The 24,010-nt window shown below is 36.7% G+C and carries 26 protein-coding genes and 1 pseudogene; 1 reads left to right on the forward strand and 26 read right to left on the reverse strand.

The window, feature by feature from the left end; translation table 11 throughout:
* Positions 1 to 46 precede the first annotated feature (46 nt).
* The 5 genes from Q4P18_RS03160 to dcm all read right to left on the reverse strand — a co-directional run bounded on the left by Q4P18_RS03160 (position 47) and on the right by dcm (position 6,934).
* Positions 47 to 904 carry a DpnII family type II restriction endonuclease gene (locus Q4P18_RS03160; RefSeq protein WP_303335470.1) on the reverse strand — a complete coding sequence of 286 codons (858 nt, stop codon included), beginning with the start codon at positions 902 to 904 and terminating at the stop codon, positions 47 to 49.
* A gap of 10 nt (positions 905 to 914) precedes the next feature.
* Positions 915 to 1,844, reverse strand: coding sequence for a DNA adenine methylase (locus Q4P18_RS03165; RefSeq protein WP_303335473.1), 930 nt, complete (start codon positions 1,842 to 1,844; stop codon positions 915 to 917).
* Between the two features lie 223 nt (positions 1,845 to 2,067).
* On the reverse strand, positions 2,068 to 3,831 hold the full coding sequence (locus Q4P18_RS03170; RefSeq protein ID WP_303335474.1) for a DUF2357 domain-containing protein: 1,764 nt from the start codon (positions 3,829 to 3,831) through the stop codon (positions 2,068 to 2,070).
* Positions 3,832 to 3,839: 8 nt separating this feature from the next.
* Positions 3,840 to 5,606, reverse strand: a complete 1,767-nt coding sequence (locus tag Q4P18_RS03175; protein WP_303335477.1) for an McrB family protein — start codon at positions 5,604 to 5,606, stop codon at positions 3,840 to 3,842.
* Between the two features lie 74 nt (positions 5,607 to 5,680).
* Positions 5,681 to 6,934 (reverse strand): DNA (cytosine-5-)-methyltransferase, encoded by a 1,254-nt coding sequence (gene dcm, locus Q4P18_RS03180; protein ID WP_303335481.1) that lies wholly within the window; start codon positions 6,932 to 6,934, stop codon positions 5,681 to 5,683.
* Between the two features lie 96 nt (positions 6,935 to 7,030).
* Here dcm and Q4P18_RS03185 point away from each other — a divergent pair, with 96 nt between their 5' ends.
* On the forward strand, positions 7,031 to 8,368 hold the full coding sequence (locus Q4P18_RS03185; protein WP_303335483.1) for a Sau3AI family type II restriction endonuclease: 1,338 nt from the start codon (positions 7,031 to 7,033) through the stop codon (positions 8,366 to 8,368).
* A 25-nt stretch (positions 8,369 to 8,393) separates the two neighbouring features.
* Here Q4P18_RS03185 and Q4P18_RS03190 read toward each other — a convergent pair whose 3' ends face one another.
* The 21 genes and pseudogenes from Q4P18_RS03190 to Q4P18_RS03290 all read right to left on the reverse strand — a co-directional run bounded on the left by Q4P18_RS03190 (position 8,394) and on the right by Q4P18_RS03290 (position 23,983).
* Positions 8,394 to 8,789, reverse strand: a complete 396-nt coding sequence (locus Q4P18_RS03190; RefSeq protein WP_303335486.1) for a hypothetical protein — start codon at positions 8,787 to 8,789, stop codon at positions 8,394 to 8,396.
* A 9-nt stretch (positions 8,790 to 8,798) separates the two neighbouring features.
* Complete coding sequence (locus Q4P18_RS03195; RefSeq protein WP_303335489.1) at positions 8,799 to 9,170, reverse strand: hypothetical protein; 372 nt, start codon at positions 9,168 to 9,170, stop codon at positions 8,799 to 8,801.
* A 22-nt stretch (positions 9,171 to 9,192) separates the two neighbouring features.
* Positions 9,193 to 9,573, reverse strand: coding sequence for a hypothetical protein (locus Q4P18_RS03200; RefSeq protein WP_303335491.1), 381 nt, complete (start codon positions 9,571 to 9,573; stop codon positions 9,193 to 9,195).
* 158 nt (positions 9,574 to 9,731) lie between these two features.
* A pseudogene (locus Q4P18_RS03205) lies at positions 9,732 to 10,799 on the reverse strand (CapA family protein).
* Positions 10,789 to 12,267, reverse strand: coding sequence for a sodium-dependent transporter (locus Q4P18_RS03210; RefSeq protein ID WP_303335494.1), 1,479 nt, complete (start codon positions 12,265 to 12,267; stop codon positions 10,789 to 10,791). Before Q4P18_RS03210 ends, Q4P18_RS03205 begins: the two are co-directional and overlap by 11 nt.
* Before the next feature lie 268 nt (positions 12,268 to 12,535).
* Positions 12,536 to 14,017 carry a sodium-dependent transporter gene (locus Q4P18_RS03215; RefSeq protein ID WP_303335496.1) on the reverse strand — a complete coding sequence of 494 codons (1,482 nt, stop codon included), beginning with the start codon at positions 14,015 to 14,017 and terminating at the stop codon, positions 12,536 to 12,538.
* Between the two features lie 6 nt (positions 14,018 to 14,023).
* On the reverse strand, positions 14,024 to 15,568 hold the full coding sequence (gene ftsY / locus Q4P18_RS03220) for a signal recognition particle-docking protein FtsY (RefSeq protein ID WP_303335499.1): 1,545 nt from the start codon (positions 15,566 to 15,568) through the stop codon (positions 14,024 to 14,026).
* 92 nt (positions 15,569 to 15,660) lie between these two features.
* The gene (locus Q4P18_RS03225) at positions 15,661 to 16,095 is read right to left on the reverse strand and encodes a zinc ribbon domain-containing protein (protein ID WP_303335501.1); all 435 of its coding nucleotides are present in this window, start codon (positions 16,093 to 16,095) and stop codon (positions 15,661 to 15,663) included.
* A gap of 301 nt (positions 16,096 to 16,396) precedes the next feature.
* Positions 16,397 to 18,001 carry a DEAD/DEAH box helicase family protein gene (locus tag Q4P18_RS03230; protein WP_303335504.1) on the reverse strand — a complete coding sequence of 535 codons (1,605 nt, stop codon included), beginning with the start codon at positions 17,999 to 18,001 and terminating at the stop codon, positions 16,397 to 16,399.
* Between the two features lie 153 nt (positions 18,002 to 18,154).
* Positions 18,155 to 18,586, reverse strand: coding sequence for a prefoldin subunit alpha (gene pfdA / locus Q4P18_RS03235; protein ID WP_303335506.1), 432 nt, complete (start codon positions 18,584 to 18,586; stop codon positions 18,155 to 18,157).
* A gap of 50 nt (positions 18,587 to 18,636) precedes the next feature.
* Positions 18,637 to 18,861: a 50S ribosomal protein L18Ae gene (gene rpl18a, locus Q4P18_RS03240; RefSeq protein WP_303335509.1), complete on the reverse strand. Its 225-nt coding sequence runs from the start codon at positions 18,859 to 18,861 to the stop codon at positions 18,637 to 18,639.
* 18 nt (positions 18,862 to 18,879) lie between these two features.
* On the reverse strand, positions 18,880 to 19,554 hold the full coding sequence (locus tag Q4P18_RS03245; RefSeq protein ID WP_303335511.1) for a translation initiation factor IF-6: 675 nt from the start codon (positions 19,552 to 19,554) through the stop codon (positions 18,880 to 18,882).
* Positions 19,555 to 19,604: 50 nt separating this feature from the next.
* Positions 19,605 to 19,850 carry a 50S ribosomal protein L31e gene (locus Q4P18_RS03250; protein WP_303335513.1) on the reverse strand — a complete coding sequence of 82 codons (246 nt, stop codon included), beginning with the start codon at positions 19,848 to 19,850 and terminating at the stop codon, positions 19,605 to 19,607.
* 12 nt (positions 19,851 to 19,862) lie between these two features.
* Positions 19,863 to 20,018, reverse strand: coding sequence for a 50S ribosomal protein L39e (locus Q4P18_RS03255; RefSeq protein WP_178647811.1), 156 nt, complete (start codon positions 20,016 to 20,018; stop codon positions 19,863 to 19,865).
* 25 nt (positions 20,019 to 20,043) lie between these two features.
* A complete protein-coding gene (locus Q4P18_RS03260) occupies positions 20,044 to 20,625 on the reverse strand; it encodes a hypothetical protein (protein ID WP_303335522.1) in 582 nt (193 codons plus the stop codon).
* A 5-nt stretch (positions 20,626 to 20,630) separates the two neighbouring features.
* Positions 20,631 to 20,987 (reverse strand): DNA-binding protein, encoded by a 357-nt coding sequence (locus Q4P18_RS03265; RefSeq protein WP_303335524.1) that lies wholly within the window; start codon positions 20,985 to 20,987, stop codon positions 20,631 to 20,633.
* A gap of 24 nt (positions 20,988 to 21,011) precedes the next feature.
* Positions 21,012 to 21,449 (reverse strand): 30S ribosomal protein S19e, encoded by a 438-nt coding sequence (locus tag Q4P18_RS03270; RefSeq protein ID WP_303335526.1) that lies wholly within the window; start codon positions 21,447 to 21,449, stop codon positions 21,012 to 21,014.
* A 92-nt stretch (positions 21,450 to 21,541) separates the two neighbouring features.
* A complete protein-coding gene (locus Q4P18_RS03275; RefSeq protein ID WP_303335531.1) occupies positions 21,542 to 21,799 on the reverse strand; it encodes a YhbY family RNA-binding protein in 258 nt (85 codons plus the stop codon).
* Positions 21,768 to 22,133 carry a ribonuclease P protein component 4 gene (locus tag Q4P18_RS03280; protein WP_303335534.1) on the reverse strand — a complete coding sequence of 122 codons (366 nt, stop codon included), beginning with the start codon at positions 22,131 to 22,133 and terminating at the stop codon, positions 21,768 to 21,770. The genes Q4P18_RS03275 and Q4P18_RS03280 overlap by 32 nt, the downstream gene beginning before the upstream one ends.
* A 184-nt stretch (positions 22,134 to 22,317) precedes the next feature.
* The gene (locus tag Q4P18_RS03285) at positions 22,318 to 22,860 is read right to left on the reverse strand and encodes an adenylate kinase family protein (RefSeq protein WP_303335537.1); all 543 of its coding nucleotides are present in this window, start codon (positions 22,858 to 22,860) and stop codon (positions 22,318 to 22,320) included.
* A gap of 28 nt (positions 22,861 to 22,888) precedes the next feature.
* The gene (locus tag Q4P18_RS03290; RefSeq protein ID WP_303335540.1) at positions 22,889 to 23,983 is read right to left on the reverse strand and encodes a GTP-binding protein; all 1,095 of its coding nucleotides are present in this window, start codon (positions 23,981 to 23,983) and stop codon (positions 22,889 to 22,891) included.
* Positions 23,984 to 24,010 lie beyond the last annotated feature (27 nt).

Consider the following 24,010-nt stretch of genomic DNA (forward strand, 5'->3'; position numbering starts at 1 on the left):
ACTTTTATAATTAAATAATAAAATAAAAAATTTAGTTATTAAATGATTAAATATCAAAAATCTCATTAAAATGATTAACCAGCATTCTATAATTAACCAAATATTCAATATCTGGTTCCACATTTTTAACTGTTTGATTCATTTTATTCCATCCGAAACCATCTGTGACCCATATAAACTTAATATCATGTTTATCCAAGTCTTTTTGAAGGTTTGCATAAGCATGAGCAACTTCAATAGGCTTGCTTCCTGTAGAATTATAAAAATTGCATTCTATTGCATATTTGGGCTTGTTGTCCACATAAACAACATAATCGAAACGTTTTATTCTATCAATATTTAATGAAGAGTCCTCTTTATTAATCCTAACATTTGTTTTATTTTTAAATTCTTCTTCCAGCAATTCTCCAACAACATCCTCAAATATGTGACCACTACGATTTTTTCTAGCATTAGTGTCCAAACCTACTTCGACTCCCATCAAATAGGAATACAAATCATCGATTTTGTTAAATAAATCCAAAAGTCCTGTTTTTATTGCAAATTCCACAATTTCATCGTGCTTAAATCTGTTTTTGGAAAAATCAATTATTTTATAATCTTTTTCCTCTAAATCAAAAACAGGGACTTTTTTATCACGAATAGCTAAAATTAATGGTAAAAGTGGAACTACCTTACGGTAATTTTTAATTATTTCACTAAACTTATCTTCCAATTCATCGCTTGAAACTTTATTTAAACTATTTAAAATACTAATTTCTATTAATGAAGCCTTTAGATTGTTAATTATTTTTTCCCAATCAACATAATATTCATAAGTCCTGTTGGAACCTAATAAAGTATCAAAAAATTCATCCAAATACTCTTCATTTGTTTTGAAACCTAATTTTAAATAGTCTACCATGATTTTCCACCTAATAGTTTTTAACCAGAATTTCAGTGATTTTTCCTCTTTTTTCACCGTTGCTGTTAATAGAACGTTTAGCAAAGACTCTATTTATTGTAAAATCCTTATACAAATCATCAAAGAAATTATCATTTTCGTCTGTGTTTTTAGGATCAGAATTGCTTAAAATAGCTTTTGCACCCTTTTCAGAAATTCTTTTATAATATTTGGCCAATTCTACCTGACTATCATCATTAAACGCTTCTTTAGAATATGTGTTGAATGAAGCAGTATTTGGTAATGGCCTATATGGAGGATCAAGATACACCAATGAATCATCATCAATAAATTCTTCTGAAGCTAAAAATGAAGCATTGACGATTTTAACATCTTTTAAAACTTTTGAAACAGCCAAAATATTTTCAACATCACAAATGTTTGGGTTTTTATACCTCCCAAATGGAACATTAAATTCCCCTTTCTTATTCAACCTAAATAAGCCATTAAAACAAGTTTTATTCATGAAAATGGTATAGGCTGCTCTTTGAATATGTTCTTCAGAATAGTTTTCAAAATCAAAATCTGGAACAGCTTGATTAAACTCGCTTCTTACATTCAAATAATATTCCTTTCTTTCCTCATGAGTTTTTGGAATGAAAAACTCTCTAATGTTGCCTAAAATCTCTAATAATTCATTTGGATTGTTTTTAATTGCATTATATGTTAAAATAAGTTCAGGGTTAATGTCGCTGATGTATGCTTCTTTGACATCATAATTTGTCATCAAATGGAAGAAAATTGCTCCTCCGCCTATGAAAGGTTCAAAATACTTTTTAATGGTTTTTGTTTCTTTGATTTCTTCTGGCAAATTTGAATCAATATCTTCAATAAGTTGTTTTTTCCCTCCAGCCCATTTAAGGAAAGGAGTTGGATTATTAATTTTTTCATTTGATTTCATGAATCTTACTCCAATATTGTTTAAAATCCCAATCCCCGCATTAATCTAAATTAAAAATAGTAATAATATCCTTGTTTTTTATATTATATTGCAAACAATATAAATTTAGTGAATTTATCTGAAACCTATTTCTTTGTATTTTTATCAAATTAATCCAACATTCTAAAAATGAACTATGATAAAATTTTTTATCTTTTAAATACCACCAATAGATGAAAAAAAATCATTTTATTAAAGTTAGCAATATCTTTCTAATAAAAATCTCCAAATTATTCTTCTCTATTTCATCATTTCCTGGAGTCAATGACAACGCCCCTACTGATGGGATTTCAAGCTCTGTTTCCTTGAATATCTGGCACTTGTCTCCAGGATATAGAATATAAGCACCATCTGTCCTTAAAATTGCATCCTTGTAGGTGTGCATCTTATAGATGTCCTCTTTTTTGAACTCCTTTATTTTCCAGCTGAAGTCGTTTACGTCGTCGTAGTCCTTGTTGACTTCTTCCTTTGACTTGTATTTTGCATCGAAGTGTATGAAGTAGGAGTTTCCAGCTACATTTACCAGGAATGTGTAGTCTGGGCGGAATTTCAATGAGTATGACCTGAATTTGCTGTTTCTTGAAAATTCCAGATTGTAGTAGTATCCTAACTGGATTTCCTTGCCATCCATTTCAAAATCGAATTTGAAGAGTGATTTTTGCCCTTCTTTTAGTGAAATGCTCCAGTTGTCCTTGCTTAACTGGAAGATTTCTTCAAAGTAAATGTTGTTCCCTGAAATGCTTCCCAATACTTCCAGTATCTTAAAGTAGCACCAGTATTCGTATAGTTCGAATATTTTCTTTTCATGGCCTTGGAAATTGTCTGATAGTTGTTTCCAGCTCATTCTGAATGAGAATTCCAGCATAATGAAATATTTGAATAGTTCCTTGTAGCCTTCTCTTTTTTGAAGAACCTGTGAGTTGAATGGAACATAGTCCATTTTTGAAATGTCCCTGAAAATGTTGTTTGAAGTATAGTATTCTATCTCATTTTTAAATTCCATTAGTTTGTCTTGAATATATCCTTCCTTTGAGCTTTCCAGGAGCTTTTCTATCAGATCCTGAATCATGAACAAAAATGATTTGAAAAACCTGTTTTCCGGAACATCTATCGTGTCCTGATATTTGATGTCGTTTACTTTAATTGGCATGTATCCATTCAGATTATCTGAAAAATTAGAGTCAATATTGGCCTTATGGAGATTTTCCGGATTTGTTATGATATCTGTAAGGCTGTTTAGATCGATGTTTTGTGAAAATCCTGCTGGAACCTCTTCTTGATAATTGTCAAGTCTTGAGTAGAGGTTTCTAAAAAGGTATTCGCAGACTGATGGGAGGTTTTCATATCTGAAAAGGTATTCCAAAAGCATGAAATCCTCATAATAGGTTGACTTGTCTGCTTCTGCTATTTCAAAGTCATGGTAGAGTGGTGATTTTGAATCGAAAATAAGGCCTGTTGCATACTGCGAAAGGTCAGCAATCATTGCAGAGTAATGGTTGATGTAGTCCATTTTCTTGGATCTGACCTCAATCGGGATTTTTCTGGATTTTTGACCATTTACTTCAACGTCCAGAAATGACTTTCCAACATAGCTTCCGAAGTTCAGGAATCCGCCAATCTTATTGCTGTTGGAGTCTCCGAAATTGAATCCGAGCTGCTTGAAAATGCCACTGTTGATTTCCGTGATTGATGGAATTAGATTTATATCATTCCCTTTTGACTCGAACAGTATCTGATATTCAATCTCTTCCAAAAAGCAAATCAAATCTTCAGCTGCAAGATACTGGATTGGAGTTTTATTGTCTGTGTTTTCAACGAAATCTATGTTTTCCAGAATGATTCCGTTTGAAAGTTCAATAATGGAGTCTTGGCTGGAGGAGTAGTCTGTGGCACATATGGTTAGCTTTCCAAGGTTTTCAAATGGAATTGTCAGTTTCTGTTCTCGCATTTTATCAACTAGTTTACAAATGAAGTGTATCTTTGATTGTTCAAGTTCTCGTCCATTTCCTTGAGTTTCAAGGCAGAAGTGTAATATTTTGAGTTGTCCCTTTCCACATTTGCCAACCTTGGAACTATGCTGTCATCAGCATTTACTGACAGCTTGAAGAGGTCTACAATGACAGGCCCTAAAACCTTCTGTGAACCGTGAAGCTTAGGAAGCATTTTCTGCTTTATCTGAGCATCGAAGTATCTTTGCCAGTTGCCCCATTCTGCTGGCTTGTTTTCATATTTCCATGATACAACCATGAAGCGTAGGATTTCGTTGATTACTCTGAAACCGAAGTCGAAGTTGGCCCTCTTGAGAACGTTCTGGAAGTTTTCCAATTCATTGGATAGGATGTCCCACAATGGCTGATTTTCAAATGTGACTCCGCTGAATACTTTCTTGAGCTCGTGAATGTTCATTTTCCTTATTTCCTCATCACTTTGAGGATTTAGCAGATAAGTTTCATTGCCGTTTAAAACATAGTCGTTGAAGTTGGAATTCATATAATCCAATGCAGACATTGTTTTAAACTCGATAGTGTTAGCCCTGTCTAAAACCTTAGGGGAGAACATATATGTAGTCTCATCAACATTGACAGTTCCGACAATAAAAAGGTTTTCAGGGATTTTAACGGATTCAGTAGCTGAAATTGGAATAGGTTCCAGGCTTTCCATAGCTGACAGGAACTCCGCAAAATACCTTTCAACATGGGAAAGGTTCATCTCATCCAAAATCAGGAAATAAGGAACAGTAGGGTTTTCCTGAGCTTCCTTAATCAGTTCAAAAGCAGGAGTGGAATTGTACTCGTCTGTTATTACATTGTAAAAACCTAGAATGTTTCTGCTTTCAGTCCAATTAGCTCCTACTGGAACCAATTCGTATTGGTTGTTTTTGTTTGAAGATAGAATAATCTTTAAATCAATTTTCTGATTAGGATTTTCCTCAGCCAACCTTTCCAGATGGTTAGTTAACTCATCATTTGCAGTGTAAAAAAGCCTAGTGTTCATATTCAATTTTCCCTCACCATGAATACCATCAACAACAATTGGATAATCCTGTTCATACTTCAAAATAGGCAATTTTTTATCAACATCCTCCCTTGAAACTGCCCAACCACCAATTTTAGCAGATTTGCCTACCTTAACAGATGATTCTATGTAATCTTGAGTTGTGCTTTTGGAAATGAAATCAACAAATAGCTGAGCCAATTTTGTCTTTCCAGTTCCAGAATTACCAGTGAAAATTACAAAAGGTTTTATTTTTAATGAAAGTAAATAATTCTCAATAATTTCAGGGTCAAACAAATATCCCTTTGATTTGAGATAATCCATAAAAGAAGAAAATTCCTTAGATTCATTATTATCATTTAACATACTGAAAGCCTCCACAAGTTCATCCCTCATCTTAAATTGAAATTCATTTCCTATCCATTTGCCTGTAAAAAACCAAGGCCATAATTTAACATTTCCATCTTCATCAGTTATATGTTCCCTTTGAAGATAGTTCCTAATTCTCCTACCATTTTGAACAATAGCCGAATTATAGGATTTTTCATCCTCAAAACCCTGTTCATTGCGTTTTTCAGCAATTTGAGAAGTAGTGGCGGCATGATCTTTAGAATTATAAACAATTTCTAAAACGGCCATCATCTTTTCTGTAATGATATTAGGATTTTTTAGTATTTTTTCCCAATCCTCAACAGAAACGTAATCATTATTCCTAAGATACTCTTCCATAATAATAAAACTCCATTAATAACAAGTAATTATTATTATGTTGTTAAATTATAAAAAAATAGCTAATTTGGAAATTATTCTCTGTCAATGATTTCATTCAAATAATTTCCAATTCTTTCAACGATTCCTACAACAAGTGCATTGCCCATTAGAAAGTATCTTCTTTTTTCTGTCATTGACCTGTCTGGAATGTTTGTCCAGTTTTCAGGGAACATGTTGATTTTTTCAGCCTCGATTGGGGTTAAAATCCTATACATTCCTGAGCATTTGTCTTCCACAACATGTGTGCTTCTGTTTACTGTTGTTTCGCTTGTAAGCATTGTTCTTGCAGGAACATCCAATTTGTCAGGGAATGGAACTGCCCCTTCGGAATAGCAGTAGGTTTCACCATTGGGCTTTTTCCTTTCAAGCTTCTTTGAGCTTTTCAGGTATCTGATTCTTTCAAACTTATCGTCATCCAGATAATACTTTTCATCAACAGGATTGTCCTCCAGGACTTCATATAATGTTGTAAGCTCATCGCAGTCTGCCTTAACCTTGTATGTCTGGATTTTACCGCCCTTCATTCTTCCTGCATTGAAGAAGTGCAGGTCGAATTTGTCGCTTACATCCACCAGATCATTAAAGCTTTCTTCATCAATGTTTCCTTGGCTTGAATCGAAGATTTCATCTTCAATTGGGAATAGCTCTGCAAAAAGGCCCTTTTCAAATATGAATTCCCTGTCAGGAATTTGACTCATTTTCTCAGCATAGCTTGTGGAGTTCTTATAGGCGAAAATAAAAACTCTGCGCCTTTTCTGAGGGAACCCGTAATCTGCGGCATTTATTACTCTCCATTCCACCGAATAGTCATTGTCATGGAATGTTCTAAGCATTATTCCAAAATCGCGGCCTCTCTGTGTTGAGGGTGACCTAAGAAGCCTGTCCACATTTTCCAAAAGGACAAATGGAGGCTGTTTCGCTTCCAGGACTTCTGCAATCTGCCACCAGAGAACCCCTTTCTTTCCTTCGATTCCCTTTTCGTTTGAAAGGCTTCTTGCAACGGAATAGTCCTGACATGGAAATCCTCCAACAAGCAACGTATGGTCGGGAATCGTATTCTTGTCAACATTGGATATGTCCTCATTCACATGGTTTTCTGACTCTCCGAACCTCTTGACATAGCAGTCAAAGGCTGCCTGAGACTTTGTAGATGGTTCCCACTGGTTTGCCCAGACAAAATCCCATGTTTCATCCTCTACGGTTTGGCCATCGACCAGATCAACATGGTTCAATCCACAGCGGAATCCACCTACACCTGCAAACAACTCTACTACTGTCTTATCCATACAAACCCCTCAAAAACAAATAAAATATTTAATCTGTAAATAGATATATGTTTATTATATAAAGTAAGTTTTGGCCAAGAGCATTTGGAGATTAATATGAAATTCAATACCGTAGAGGAACTTCTGGAATACACCGAAAACATCAAAAACAAGACCTTCAGAGAGATTGACAAGGCAAACCTTCTTGAAAATTCCACCCTGAAAAGAAGAAAGGGTCTGCTTGGAAACATTGTCGAATCAGGATTTTACGGCTATCCAATAAACAGCGATGCAAGAGCCGATTTTGATGATATTGGAGTTGAACTGAAGGTAAGTGGATATGTGCTTACCAAAAAAGGAGAAAAAAGAGCCAAGGAAAGACTTGTCTTAAGCAAAATCGACTACAATCAGATTATCCATGAGAATTTTGAGTTCAGCAAGCTGGTTTCCAAAAACAAAAAGCTTCTAATCATATGGTACCACTACGAAAAGAGAAAGGATCCTGGCGATTTCCTGATTACCGATTATCAGCTTTATGATATGGAACAGGACATCGAGATTATCAGGAACGACTTTAAGACAATAAAGGCAAAGGTGGATTCCGGAAATGCCCATGAGCTTTCGGAAAGTGATACTTCATTTTTAGGTGCCTGTACCAAGGCCAGAACTTCAGCAGACAGAACAACCCAGCCAAATTCTGAAATATTGGCCAAGCCCCGTGCATTCTCCCTAAAGCAGGGATATATCAACGGTATATTGAGCAACTTGAGCCATATAAATACAACTTTGGTAGCGGATAAAAAAGAGAAAACAGTCATCGACTTTGCAAACTCCAGATTCAAGCCATATTTCGGAAAGACACAGCTTGAAATCTATAAGGAGATTTTTGGAGAGGTTCCTGAAAGGATTCCCAAAAACATTAACAAGATAATTTCAGACAAGGTTATTGGAAAGGAAAAGGACTTGAAGGAAACCAATGACCTCTTTAAAAAGACAAACTACCTCATCAAAAACCTGCCGATAACTGACAAGAACAAGGCCCGTGAAAGAATGGCGTTTAAGAACCTCAAACTAAGCGAGTTTGATGATGACTGGGATGAATCATACTGGAAAAACTTCTTCGAGGAAAACACATTGATTACAATCTGTTATCAAGGCCCTTCATCAAGCAAGAACGGATATAGGATTCTAAAAGAAGTAAAACAGATAACATTCAATGATGAAGAGTTGGATTCAATAGAAAAAACATTCAATCTTGTTAAAAAGACAATTAAAACAGGTGACATTTCCAATCTGCCGACACCAAAATCCTTTGAAGGCCAGATTCTAGAGGTTGCTCCAAAGGCAGCCAAAGGAAAAAACATCTATGAAACATTCCTTGACAATGAAAATACCAAGGTATGCTTTATGCTAAATAAAAACTTTTTAAACAAAAAACTAGAACAAATAAATTAGAATAATGGATTATGAAATCCACCATCTAATTGAATTTTAATGCAAAGCTTGGGTCTTCGTATTTTCTGTAGAACCATTCTGCAAGTTGACCCATTACTGCGTGAAGCTCGATTATGTCTTCATGGCCGCCTTTTAAATCTGCGTGGTCGCGTAATTGTTTTGCTCTTATTAACAATGAGTAAACGTCTTTTGGAATTACCTTGTTCATTTGCAATTCGTCAAGGCCTTTTCCCATGAGGCTGTCTGGATCATAGTTTAATCCGTTTTTGTTGAAGACTAGCTTTACGAGTTCGTCTAGGAATTCTCCTGCACATGTTGCGCTTTTCTTTTCGTTAATATCGATGTTTTCTTCCATTTCATGTCCGTATTTATACAATTCAGGATATGTATCTTTTAGAAAGTCAAAGTTGATTACTACCATAATATCACCCTAGTTATACTTGTTGTGGAATTTGGATGCTAGAACTACGAGAACTGAATGCAATGCTAGGACTCTGTCGTAGTCGAATGCGTCCTTGTCCATGATTTCGTCACGGATGATTTTTGCTTTTTCGAATTCTCCTGCGGTTTCTTCATCGATTATTCCTTTTTCCGCCAGTTCTGCAATGTCTTTTGTCATGAAGCTTTTGCTTACGTATTCCAATCCGTTTTTCTCGTAGATTTCCTTAACCAATGCGTTGAGGAATTTGCTTCCGCATTGTGCGCTTGCCTTGGTGTTTTTGAAGAAGTTTTCTTCCATTCCATGGCCGATTTCATATAATTCTGGGTTGGATTCTTTTAGAAAGTCAAAGTTTACTGCCATCTCTATTCCCCCTGAAATAGATCTAGTTGTTGGATCTTTCGTATTTGTTGAAGAACCATGCTGCCAATTCCACTAAGGTACTGCGTAAAGCTAAGGTTCTGTCAAGTGATCCGTTTCTTTCGAAAGTGTAGTCACGTAATAATTTTGCTTTTTCGAATTTTTGTTGGATTTCTGGGGAAATAATTCCTTTTTGTTCTAATTCATCCATGTTTTTGGTAAAGAAGCTTTTGTATACGTAGTTCATTCCTTCTTTTGCATATACTGCTTTGAGCAATGCGTTTAAAAAGTCACTGCCGTATTGTGCGCTTGCTTTGTGGTCAGTGAACATGTTTGCTTCCATTTTACTACCCAATTCATATAATTCTGGGTTTGAATATTCTAAGAAATCAAAATTTAATGCCATTTTAATCATCTCCTTATCAGTACACTTCAATTATTGGAAGTAGTATTTAAAGGTAACTGATTGTGCACAATTTTCAACCTAAAAATGGACATCAATAATATGAAAATAGAGACATATCGTCCAATATAAAAATAAAAATAGGATAGCTAAATCAATAGCTATGGTTTCAGAGTGTATTTTATTATCCCAGTTCCCTGGGAAGTAATCTCCAACTGCTCGCATTGAGGGTTCAGCTCTTCCAGAAGCGCCCTGCCGTCAGCAGGTGACATGAACTGAGGCAGGTATCCTACAATGCTAATGGGATAGACTGTGCAGGTGACGTTCTCGTCCTTCACATCAAGTTCAACGAAGTATGCCCTGTGGGTGTCTGCCCTTTGCTGGTCGAAGATGAAGTTTCCAAGGCTGTAGAAGATCGGTGTTCCATTGTACATCTCAATTCCCTGTGTTACGTGAGGATGTGATCCTAGAACAACGTCAGCACCTGCATCGATTACCTCGTGGGACATGTTTATCTGGTATTCGTTTGGACTTCAGGAATATTCGTTTCCATAGTGGAAGTATGCAATCACGTAATCTGACCCGTTTTCCTTTGCCTCCCTGATCTGCTTTGTCGCTACCTCGGAGTCGTATGCGGAATATCCTGAGGAATTGTCTGTTGCAACAGGCATCACATCATTGCTGTATTCTGCAAAGTTCTGGGAATCCATGTAGTTGAAGATTGTTATGTTGAGGCCGTTTATCTGGCAAGTGAAGGGCTCATGGGCCTCTGCGGCATTGTCCCCTGCACCTATTACCGCTATTCCGTTGTCTTCAAGTGCCTTTACGGTATCGTGCATTCCGTCGATTCCATAGTCAAATGCATGGTTGTTTGCAAGTGAAGCCACGGTGTTCCTGTTGTCCTTGGCCAACGGTACAAGGCTCGGGCTTGTCTTTAGGGGAACGTCACCCTTGACTGCATTTCCGGAGTCTGTAGCCGCATTTTCAAAGTTGATCAAAAGCAGATCAACCTTTGATGTTACGTTGTCCACTCCTGCAAATGGGTTTGTTCCACCGGAAAGGACTCCTGCCATGTTACGTGCAAACATTACATCCCCCGTGACTGCTATTGTTGCATTTCCCTTGGGAGCAGCATCGGCTTCCCCATTGCTGCCCCCGAAAGCAATAAGTCCTGCAAGGACAATTGCCAATATGATTATTAGAGCTATTGTTATCTTCCTACGATTCATTGGATTTTCCCTCTAAGGTTTTTGTTCTATAGTATAATATTATTGGAACTACTATTAGTACGATTGTAATCAGCGCATCGATTACAAGAACATCAGGGCCTTTGACAACCAATTGTGTGAATATTGAATGGACCCATATGATGGCCAAGATTATCGGAATCGCAAACTTGATTACCGCCTTCCACAATCTTCCCACCTTAAAGAGGGCATTGTTGTCAAGGACTTCAATGAGGTTGTCGATTTTGTAGTACCAACCGAATATGATGCACTGAAGTATGATGATGAATATCAGCGCATAGTTGTTGAGGAATTCATCAAATATTGTAAGGAGGTAGTTTCCAGCTCCTGTTGTAAATATTGAGGTTATAAGAATTCCAGCAACAACCACTATTGTTGCTGACCTTTTACGTGAAATCTCAAACCTGTCCGCCAATGATGATACCAGAGGCTCAATCATACCTACTGCAGATGTAATTCCCGCTATCAGAATGCAGAGGAAGAATATTGGTCCGATTATTCCGCTTGCAGGCCCCATTACGTTAAATACCTTTGGAAATGCGACGAATGCAAGGCCTGTTCCTTCACTTACAAGAGTGTTCAGTGGAGCGCCGCTTTCAAGGGCCATGAAACCGAGAATTGAAAATATTCCAAGTGCATTGAAAATCTCAAACCCTGAATTTGCCCCCAGAACGATCACCGCATTCTTTGTAAGGTTGGAATTTTCAGGAAGGTAGCTTGCATATGCAATTACGATTCCCATACCCAAGGACAATGAGAACAGGACCTGACCGAAAGCAGCAAGCCAGACATTAGGGTTTGCAAGGCTTCCCCAATCAACGTTTACGAACTCACCATAACCTAAACTTGCTCCAGGCAATGTCAATGAGTAGAATACCACAATTGCCATAAGAACAACCAGAAGAGGAACTATCCATTTTGTAAACTTGCCTATACCATCATTCAAGTCCTTATGTGAAATGTACCATATTGCCGCCCAGACAATCACTGTGGAAACCAGAATTACCGGAATTACTGTTGTGATTCCTGCTATTGAAGGGGTTGACTGAAGAAGGGTCTGTGAGAAGAATCCGTCAGGATTTGCACCCCATCCCTTAAAGAAGCTCAATACAAGATATATCAGGTCCCATCCGACAATGCAGATGTAGTATGTTGTCACTATAAAGACAATCAGACATAAACTCCATCCCACCATCTGGAAACGATCCCGTATCTTCTTGCAGATGTCAAGAACTGAAGTCTTAAACTTATAACCTATTGCATATTCAAACAAAATAAAGCTCAATCCTAAAAAGACCAGTGAAACCACATAGGGAATCAGGAATGTTCCCTCACCGTTGCTGTAGAGAACGTATGGAAATCTCCAGATGTTTCCAAGACCTACTGCAGCTCCAATCATGGCCATTAGAAATGAGAAGTTACTATCCCATTGCATTTTCTTTTCTGCCATAATATCTCCTACCAATTAAGTAATAATTCTATTTATCAATAATGGATTTTAACAGATATAAAATTATTGTCTTGAAATGAAATATGGAAGTTGGTATTTATGATATAGCTATCAACATATTGTTTTTTAGAAATGATATAGTAATATGAGAAATATTAAAAATAAGATTAATTAAATTTAAGAAAAATAGGTTAACAATTAAAATAATTGAAGCTAATTTTAAAATAAAAAAAGAGAAAGGTGAGTTGTGAAATGCAACCCAATCAGTTTATTGTTCCGCAGCCTTGGAAGACTTCCTCTTTGCAAAGTGATTGAGAAGGAAAGGAACAATCAGCAATACTGCAAACAAGAGCAACTCGATTACCAAGGACAACTCATCATCGAAACTCAATGTGGAAACAAGACTGCTTACCCACAAGACCAGAAGAACGATAGGCAAGATGAACTTGATAACATATTTCCACCATTTTCCAACAATCCTGATTGAAGTGTTCTGGTTCAAGACATCGATTAACTTGTCAATATTGTAGAACCAAGCGAAGATTACACATTCAAATATGATGGCCAGAATCAAAGCGAAATTGTTCAAGATCTTATCGAAGATTCCCAAGACAGTACTTCCAGCACCAGTAGTGAAAATAGCTGTTACACAGAAACCAATGACACAGATAATGGTAACCGCCCTCTTACGTGAAAATCCGAACTCTGTAATCAATGATGCGCTAACAGACTCCATAAGAGCAATAGCTGAAGTCAAACCTGCAATCAAGATACAGAAGAAGAAAACAGGACCTATAATGTAGGCAGCACCACCCATCACATTAAATACCTGAGGGAATGCGATAAATGCCAAACCTGTTCCTTCAGTAATCAGGTTTTCAAAGCCAACACCAGTGGAGACAGCCATGAAACCTAAAATAGAGAACACACCGATAGCATTGAAAACCTCAAACCCAGAGTTGGAGGCAACAACGATACCTGCATTCTTGGTCAGGTTGGTTCCCTTGCCCAGATAGCTTGAATAGGTAATAGCAATAGCCATACCGATAGACAATGAGAAAATGATTTGACCGAAAGCAGCCAGCCATATGTCAGTATTGAGCAAAGCGCCCCATTCAGGAGTGAACATTGTAGTATAACCTAAAGAAGCCCCAGGCAAGGTCAATGAAAATCCTACAATCACCACAACCAATATGAACAGTAGCGGCACAGCAACATTGCTGAACTTGGAAATACCCTTGTTGATGTTTCTATGGGAAATGAACCAGATGAAGAACCATACAACCAAACAGGAGAAGAACACTCCAGGAACGAACTGGACCAAACCTCCGGCAGTTGGATTGTTCTGCAAGACTGAATTTACAAAGTAATTGTTAGGATCCGCTCCCCATCCCTTGAAGAAGCTTAGGATAAGGTAGATCAGGTCCCATCCAACAACACAAACATAATAGCTTAAAATCAAAAATACGATAAGCACTGTAAACCAGGCAATAACCCTGAACTTAGTTTTTATTTTACCATAAATCTCCAAAAGAGATGTCTTGAACTTGAAACCGATTGCATATTCCAGCAAAACACCGGAAAGCCCTAAAAGTACAATAGCTACGATATATGGAATCATGAATGACCCACCACCGTTGGAGTAGAGAACATAAGGATATCTCCAGATGTTTCCAAGACCAACGGCAGAACCGATCATAGCCATTAGAAATGAAAAATTACTGTTCCACTGATTACTTTCATTTGACATAAAAAATTACTCCTCTATAAACGCATCTTCCTCTTCATCATCGGAGAACAGCTGATTAAGCATCCATTCAGCATCGTACTCCTTAATGTCGTCATAGCCTTGACCCATTCCTAAAAACAGGATTGGCTTTTTGATAACATAACCTATGGAAAGTGAAGCACCGCCCTTACTGTCAGCATCTGCCTTTGTCAGGATAACCCCATCAATGTCGATTGCGTCGTTGAACTTGACTGCCTGCTCTGTAGCGTCGTTACCGGTCAATGCATCACCTACAAAGACAACAAGGTCAGGATTTGAAACGCGCTTTATCTTTTTCATCTCATCCATAAGGTTTGTGTTTGTCTGCATTCTGCCCGCAGTATCGATCAAAACAAGCTCTTTTCCCTTAGCCTTGGCATGTTCAACAGCATCAAATGCAACTGCAGCCGGATCTGAACCTTTCTGGTGCTTGATAATCTTAACCCCAACATTGTCTGCATGATGAGTTACCTGTTCAATAGCGCCTGCCCTGAAAGTGTCACTGGCAGCTATAACAGGATCGTAGCCCTTCTTAAGGTAATAGTTAGCCAGCTTACCGATTGTGGTGGTTTTGCCTGTACCGTTGATACCTACAAACATTACAACCAAAGGCTCTCCTTGAGCGTTTTTCTCCTCAATCATTTCAGTCATTGACTTTCCAGGAATGTCAATTATGTTGGCTACAGCATCCTTAAGTGCGTTGAAGGTGTATTCTGTAATGTCATTGCTTCTTTTGATTTTCTTACCAACCAAATCATTTTTGACTGACTCTACAACGTTGGTAGCCACTTCCATAGCTACGTCACCTTCAAGAAGGCCCATTTCAAGTTCCCAAAGGATATCTTCAACATGGTTTTCTGTAATTGTCTTTTCACGAATGAATGAGAATATTCCTCCAGAAGACTCCTCACCATCATCCTTTTTCTTGCGGCCGAAGCTGAAACGGGATTTCTCCTCTTTTTCCTCATCCTCATCTTCAGCTACAGCAATATCAGTTGAAATCTCTTCTTCATCTTCAGCTACAGCAATATCAGTTGAAATCTCTTCCTCGACAGGTTCTTCTGCCTTATCCTCGTCGGATTTGTTTCTCTTGAAGAAGCTGAAACGGGATTTCTCCTCTTTTTCATCGTCTTCATCAGCTTCCTCTTCCTCTTCAACTTCAGGAGACTCCTCTTCCTCAACAGGTAACTCTTCTTCAACTTCAACAGGTTCCTCTTGGGAAGGCTTCTCTTCCTCTTTTTTCTTGTGACCGAATGAGAAGAAAGACCTTTTCTCTTCCTTTTCCTCTTCCTCAGCCACTTCATCGATTCTTTCCTGAGCTATTTCAGTTGCTTCCTCCGCCAATTGAGGAATTGTAACTTCCTCCTTAGGAGGTTTCTCTTCTTTTTTCTTACGACCAAATGAGAAGAAAGACCTTTTTTTCTCTTGAGGCTCTTCATCGGAAATGTTGTTTTCCTGTTTAGCCTCCTCCTTAAGCTCCTCTTCTAATTTATCACTTGTTCTAGAAAATTTTTTCTTTAAAGATTCGAACAATGTTAAACCACCATTATCATGAATAATTTTAATTAGAGTAATTTTTGTAATTTCTAATACTTAAAAATAGATATAAAATAAAAAAAGCAATGTCAAGGATTGCACACTTGACATGGAATTTTGCCTGCATCAATAGCTGCCTGCCTGTTTGGGTAGGTTATCTTGTTAGAACCAGATATCTTCTTGGCCCACTCGCAGTCAGGAGAATGGAACTTGTCGGATTTCGCACTTGAAACAACCTTGGCTGAAGTTTCCACATTAGAATCCACATTTTCAACTGATGCTGAATTATCCACTGAAGAAGTGTTGTTTTCGCCAGCAGCCAAATCATTTGAATCTGAAAAGGAAATCATGCCAGTTGCAAAAAGCCCTATGACAGCTATTGCCACAACGATAACCACTATTGAAACGATCATCTTGCCTGAAGCCTTGCCCTTTCCTGAGCCTGAAATGTCATTGCCGCACTTGGGACAAAACTTTGAATTCTTTTTAGACAGTTCTTGACCGCATTTCGGACAGTAATCCATTTTAAAAAGTCACCTCAAAATTATTATATGAATACAATTTTGTAGCTAACCAATAATAAAGTTGTATGATTTGGATTTTTAAGAAAAAGGTTGCATGTTGAGGTCCTTGGTATTGGCGAGTCCTCGCTCAACTATGCAGTGGTTACAATTTAAAAAAAGCGAGTACACTACATAATTTTTAATTTATCCTGTGCATATATCATAACCAATTAAGTAGTAGATAGAAGTAGTATATAAAGGTTATGATTTGATTCCCACAATGGATTCTGGTTCCATCCATAACCTTTAGGACATCAGCAGCTCAGTTGAGGCTGTTGAGATATTTCGAATCTATTCTGATGCAGGAATATTCCTTTAATTCAAAGCGTTCAATATCCTTTTCCTCAGCCTTTTTGCGTGAACTTGCGGTTTTATTTTTAAACGGATCGTACAGCCTGTTCAAGGTTTCCTCAGTCATTAGAAAATCCCCATCATCGAATTCCCTGAAATTTTTGGCTATTGAAAAGTATTTGGTGGCCTGCCTGTAGAACTTGGAAAACAGTTTTAAGTCATCCTCATTGTTTATTACTGCCCTGTTCATTTCCATGTCAACAAATTTCAGGAATTCCCTTATCGAATCATTTGCAAGATTTACATAGTCCAGATAAGACCTCAATTTTGATTTTTCGTTAGGAAGATAATTGGAATATGTTTTGAGTTTTTTCCTGAGATTATTCTCTATATTTGTAAATACTACAAGATTTGCAATTTCCTTTTCCTTATGTGGCCTGTTGATGTCGGAAAGCAGATTCATGGAATTGTATAGTACCTTATGGTCCAGATAGACCGTGTTTACATTTGGCATATTGATCTTGTTGTAGTTTGGAGGCACAATCAATATATCAATTTTCCCTTTTTCAAATCGGCGATATGCATCTTCCTTGAACAATTCCAGTTCAGAGGTGGTGAAGTCAGTATTGAATTTCTTGTTGTAGTCCTTCAAAATGTATTTGGATACGAAATTTGCCACATCCACATCGGACATCACCCCACAGTTGTCATTGAATTTGGAGAGAATCGCCACCACATTCAAGTCAGTTCCTGTTTTGATATAATCATAGTATTTCAAAATGGAGCTGACGGAATAGACCATAAACATTGCCTGAAACTTGCGGTTTTCCGTTAGCCTGTTATGATTTTCAATAATCCAGTTGCTTATCTGGCTAATCCTTTTTGGATATGACAGGAACTTTTTAGAATACTTGATGTCAGTCAGGTCATCATTGTCAAGAAATCTAACATCCATTTCAACAAGGTTGCTGTCATCCATTGCATTTTGAAGCAGATATGTTCCAACCCGCTTGTCAAAGTTATGTTTGGTTGTTCTTCCGTTAACCGCATCTTTATTGAACTTTGGCATGGATGACAATAGGTAAAACTTGGATTTTTTGAAAAAGTTCTGGATATCAGGAAAGGACTTTGAATTGACTATGAGATTTGCATCGTCAAAGACAAAAACAATATTCTCATTGCAAAATTCTGAGAAATTCGCTGCATTTCTGTTGAAAGCGTTTCTGAAAAGAGTGTCGAAGGTAATTACAAACTTCTTGCTTCTCAATTTGTTCAAAACATCCTTGGTTGTCTTCGCCAGAGCAGGCTGATTTAAAAAAGAACTGTCATACCTGGAAGTTATCAAGATTACCTTGTCCACCTTCTTAATCTTCAAAAAGGATTGGGCTAGCCTAAGAGAAGTCAGTGAATTGCCCGAACCTGAACAGTGCCAAACATATCCGTTTTTGCCGGCCCTATACTGATTGATCAGATTAATGATTGCTTCAATTTGATAATTCCTCAACATTACGGACAGGTTGTTGAAGATAAAGGGCTTGTTCAATTCCAATTTATAAAATATGTCAATATCCCTCATCAGATACTTCCCCCCCCAAGAAAATAAGTCTTTCTCATATTGATTTTGTATATAATTAGTAATAAATTTATTTAAAAATAGCGGGAAAAGTCCTTTGATAATGAAAAACAGTCGTTGACTAAAAAAAAGAAAAAAAAGAGAAATTAAATAAGTTTAGAATCCGGTCATTTGACCTTGTGCAGCAGCAGCTATCTGATTAGCCTGATTGGTTAAAGCGCCCACAATGTCAGTTACTTGCTGCAAGTTACCGAGCATTTTGTCCAAACTGTCTTCAAGGTCTTCCTTTTGACCTGCAACAATTTCCTTAGCCCCTTCAACGTCTTTCTTAATAGCGTATCCTGCACCAATACTTATGATAATTTCATCTGTGTTTTTAAGATCCCCTTTAATGAAAGAACCAGCACCAACAGGTACGAATGCTTCAACGGAATCTTTACCTTTTAAATCATCTAAAGTGTTAGTTAATGTGTCAACCTCTACAATTGACGCCCTTATTAATTCAATTTGTTGTTGAATTAATTCTGCTTGTTGATTGTACGCATTTATCTCATTAACAATTTGTTCTAAATTTTGCTGATCTTCCATAATTACACCTACTTTAAATTTGTATTAATAGTATTGTACTGTTCAAGTATTTATAGAATCTCTTTTACAATTGGGTCGGTGACTTCTTCTGGTGCAATTTCGGTAATTTCATCAATAGAAATTTGGCTTCTATTGAGACCGTGTTTGCTTCCAAAACGTTCGTATATTTTTTCTTCGACATTAGCTTCACTAGTAGCCTTGTACTCTTTTACAAATATACTTTTTTCTTCGCCCATCACAAAAGTACCTTTAACTCTGTAAATTTTTGTTATCATTAGAATACCTCAGAAGTTTTAAAATCTATCATCCAAAAAGCCTAATGATTCTTCAACTCTAGCCATTTCAGGACCTGTACTGTCCTTAGCGACAATTGCCCCTTTAGTGTTTGCAAGACAGCATGCCCCAACCAATGAAATTCCACGGCCAACGGTACCAACATTTCCATCTACACCGAAAATATTACGCGCGAAATCAACTTCACTTTCAGTAGCGTTCTTGCCCATTAAAAATCCCTTGTTGGTAACTGTAATTAGAGAACCAATAATGTCACTACCAACCATGGAAGTTGCCTGAACATCTACATCCAAAGTATCTTCCAAGACATTGATTGCATCCTCATCCAAGAAAGGACTTACAATAGCTCCATTGTCGTTACATGCAACAATATTACCTACTGCTGTGTAAGTTCCTGGAATTTTCGCTACATTTAACCCTATATCTTCAAGTTGTTTAATTTCTTTATCTAATGCATGTGGAGTTACAACGATACCGTTTGAATTAGCTACAGCTAAAGATCCAATAAGGTTACTACCAGCTATTGAAGACTTTAAGACGTCAACTTCTAAAGCTTCCTTAATGATGTCCATTTTATCATCCAAAAGATTGTATGGAACAATAGCGACATCGTCTGTTGCTAAAATAAATACTCCTACATTAGGATTTCCTATTATATCTATTCTTTTTAACATGGTAATTACCTCTAGACTTTAATTATTTTTCTAGTATAAAAATATGATGTTTATTCTGCTAAAGTTGCTTCAACAACACCATCATCATCTTTAACTGCTTTGACTGTAATTTTAGAAGGTATTTTTTGAATACCTCTTGCCCAAATCATATGATTAATAGATTCATCTAATTTAACTTCTTCAGCTTTCATATGTTTGATTAAGAAGTTTTGTACCTCTCTAATAGCCCTAGGTGCTCTGATAGTCCTTTTGACTTTTTTAACATCTCTAAGTGGAATAGTGTATACTCTTTCCATGAAAAATCCCCCTTATAATTTAAGACTGTTTCTTCTCCAATGTCTAGGTTTAGGTCTGTATCTAAGTTTACGGTTAGTCTTAGCATAAGCCCAGATTGGAATTCTTCTGTTTTGTTTGGTTGCTTTTGCCATTCTCAATTTTTTAGCTAATGGTTTATTTCTACTCATTATTTCACCTTTAATACAATAATTATCATTTATATCCAATAACACGAGTTTGATAATGTTCAGGGAAAATATCCGTTGAATTTCCACCCTTCTCATCAATCAAGGTCCTTATTTCAACCTCGTAATCAGAATTGTTATCCTTGTTACTCCTTTCATGTGAAACTTCAAATAAATTAGAAGTGATGGTCTTAATGGTCTTGAAACCAAAACTGTCTAGATTAATGTATTGAACATCCTTACGATCCTCAAGACTTCTAATTTGATTCTTGTTAAGTTTAGGAGTTCTATCGTCCCTACGAGTTCCGTCAGCAATAATTTCAAATCTGTCAGCCACTTCCTCAATTACGTTCTCATGAAGAAACTTGATTCCATCATTAGGAAAACCATCTTCCATAATCATGTCACAAGCCTTGTCCAAAATCTCCAAATCAAGATCCACAACCCTATGTGTAAATCCAAGAGATTCCGCTGAAAGACTGGCCGGAATAAAAGAATCATAAACTCCAAAATTGACTGTGCACAACTCCACATCAAAACCTAATCTCTGCAGAGTAACGCCCATCAAGGAGCTGTCCTTTCCTCCACTGTATAAAACACAAGCCTTCATTGAAATTATTTCCTTGTAATTTTCATTTCTCTTTTCTGACCTGCAATTTGTTGAAGAAGTACTTTTAACTGTTCGTCAGTTACCTTACCTCTAAGACTGCCTGCCTGTGCTGACTGAATAAGTTGAATCTCAATCTGGTTAACAAGCTCAGGCTTGGTTAATCTCAAGTTAGCCAACCTGTTACGAGCTTCAGAAGTTAAAATTTGAGATAAAATTTGCTTCTTTTGAGCTTCAAACTGTGCTTGAGCTTCTTGCTGTTGCATTTGCTGTTGTGCTTGCATTTGCATTTGCTGTTGGGAAGCCGCTTGCTGTGCTTGTAATTCAGCCATTCTTTTACGACGTATTTCGTCAAGATCGCTCATATCAAACTCTCCAATTAATTGTAATTAATATTTTTCAAGCTCAGGAATATCTTCAATAATTTTACCAGATATTTTATCTAAGTAAGATCTTCCTGCGGGAGTGACAACTCTTCCACCTTCAACTTTTTCAACAAAACCTGCGTCTTCTAATTGGTGTAAAGCTCCTCTGATAATAGCTCCACTACCTTTTCTAAATACTTCAGGACGAACACCACGGTCTTTTTTACCACCGTAGAAAGTTCTTAAACTCATAACTCCAACTGGACCGTCCATGTAAACTCTTCTAAAGATAGAAGCAGTTCTAATATACCACCAATCTGGGTTTTCAGGTTTTCTTTCTTTATGAACTCCAGTTTTTACAAAATTCGCCCATGCAGGAGGGTTGATTTTATCATTGTTTTTAAATTCTTCTGCAACAGTGTCGATTAACACTTCTGCAGGTACATCAAATACAGTAGTCATATTAATTCTCCAATATTTTAATTAAATAATGGCCTCTTAATCAACTGTAAATTTAAGACCAAAAGGTCCGTAACTCTAAATTTAAGCAATGTTTAAGGCTTTCTTTTATAAATGACAGCAACATTTCCTCTAACGTCAACGAGCTGAGCCCTTGTTTTTTGAACTATGTCATTTATATATTCATCTTTATCTCTAGCGATATTTTTTGCAAATTTGAGCTTAACAATTTCATTAGCCTTGAGCTGACGCTTGATTTCTTCGATAACGTTATCGTTGACCGCAGCCTTACCAATGTTAATTGTCATAGCATGAAGAGACCTATTCATCAGTTCTTTTTTGTTTTGAATCATAATTAGCTCTCCTTTTATTTTTCTTCTCCCTTTGATAAGGAATTTTCATAACATGGCCACATTCACCACAAAAAATATTAACATTTTCATTAATTAGCCGGACAGTAGAATTGTGACCATAGCAAAGGAAGCTTCCGCAGTTCTTGCAATACCTTCTGGACCATTTTTCAGGAATCTTGGTATTGTATTTGGTAGACAATTTCTTAGCCATTTCCACATACCTATTGGATCTTTCGGGATGTTTGGGAAACTGCTTTTCTGCATTCTCAAAAAGGATATGCATCCTTTCTATGGCTATATCAATCATCCACTTGGGTTTTCTTCCTCTACTCAAAATACCCCTCTAAAATTTAGGATATAATATTCAAGAATTTGAATTAAAATGATTTGCGCATAATAAAACAAAGAACCATAGTTAAAAAATTAACCTTAGGTTATTATGAATATTAGGAATAATTATGTTTATAACTATTAATAAAGGTTAGTATTTTCTTATTTGAAAAAGGTAAAAATAGAAATTAATTTGAAATAATCCATTCCATAAAGTCAATGTTTCCAAATGGATAATGGACATTTCCTTCAATGATATCTTCCAAAACTTCAACTGCATCCTCAACTGTCATGCTGGAAACATCTACTTCCTCAACTTTGTTGGAGTGCATGTCATAAGCTTCACAGCCGCAAACTCCAAGAGCCTCAGCTTCCAGGTTTTCACGTATCTTGCTTTCGCCGTATCCCCTAGCTTCAAGTCTCTCCCTTAATATTTCAGGATTTGCCCTTAGAACTATTATCTTGTCGGCATTTGAGCACAGGTGACTTACATGACCTTCCACAATGGCTGTTCCATCAAAGTCCTCAAGTTCCTCCTGAAGTGCAGCATCCAATTTTTCAATGTCAATGACTTCATAGCCTTTGTCTGAGTCTTTTCCCAAGGTCAGGCCGTTTTCGAAAACGAAATCATTGATTTTAATAAGCTTAGCTCCTATTTTAGAAGCTAATACTTCTGATATAGTTGTTTTACCTACAGTAGGCGTACCACTAATAAAAATAGTTTGATTCATAAAAATACCAAAAAATAAAACAATAGAATTATTTCTTTAAAATAATTCTTAAAACATCCTCATCTTCCAACACATGGTCGGGACCTACCTTTTGACCTGGGAACTTTACTGAGCTTCCCCAGACCTTTGCATGACGGAAGTTTTTAACGAATTCCCTGTGTAGTTTTCCACAGGCGTCAATTACTGTAGAGCCCTTTTTGATTACCAGAGGGTCTTCCATATCTGCCTTTCTACCTTGAGGTTTAAGATAAACCCTTACCAGATCAAGATTGTCGAATATTGTATCCTTAAGGTTGTCAATATTCATCTTTTTGTCAGCTGAAATAGGTATGAATTCAGGTATGTATTTTTTAAGTTCATTTAGATATGCTTCATCTACCAAATCCACCTTATTTAAAAGGATTAACATTGGAACATATGATTTATTTCTATCAAGAACGTCAATAAATTGATCCATTGTCACATCATCCCTAAAGAGCACATCTGCATTATGCATACCATACTCATTTATTATGGATCTTACTGTTTTTTCATCCAAATGTGTAAGTGGAACGGTTGATGAAATGTTGACTCCACCTAATTTTTTACGTTTTACAGTTACGTCAGGTTCCTTTTGATTAGGCCTGATTCCAATATTATGAAGCTCTTTTAGAATAACATCCAAATGTTGTGGATTTAGTGTATCTAGAACAACAACAATAAGATCTGCAGTTCTTGCAACGGATAGGATTTCCCTACCTCTACCCTTACCACTGCTAGCTCCAGTAATGATTCCAGGAATGTCGAAAACCTGTATCTTCGCATTTTTATGTTCCATTATTCCAGGAACAATATCTAAAGTTGTAAATTGATAAGCTCCAACTTTACTTTCAGCATTTGTAATCTCATTTAACAAAGTGGACTTTCCCACAGAAGGAAAACCGACCAAAACGACCGTAGCATCCCCTGATTTTTTAACATGGAACCCTTGACCTTTAGTACCTGAACTGCTTCTTTGTAGAGATTCCTCTTTTAGTTTGGAAATTTTTGCCTTTAACTTACCAATATGATGAGAAGTTGCTTTATTATATGGTGTCTTTTGAATTTCCTCTTCAATCGCTTTTATCTTCTCTTCAATTCCCATAAAACCACCATATTATGAATAAATAAA

Source organism: Methanobrevibacter sp., from assembly GCF_030539665.1.
Taxonomy (GTDB): Archaea; Methanobacteriota; Methanobacteria; order Methanobacteriales; family Methanobacteriaceae; genus Methanocatella.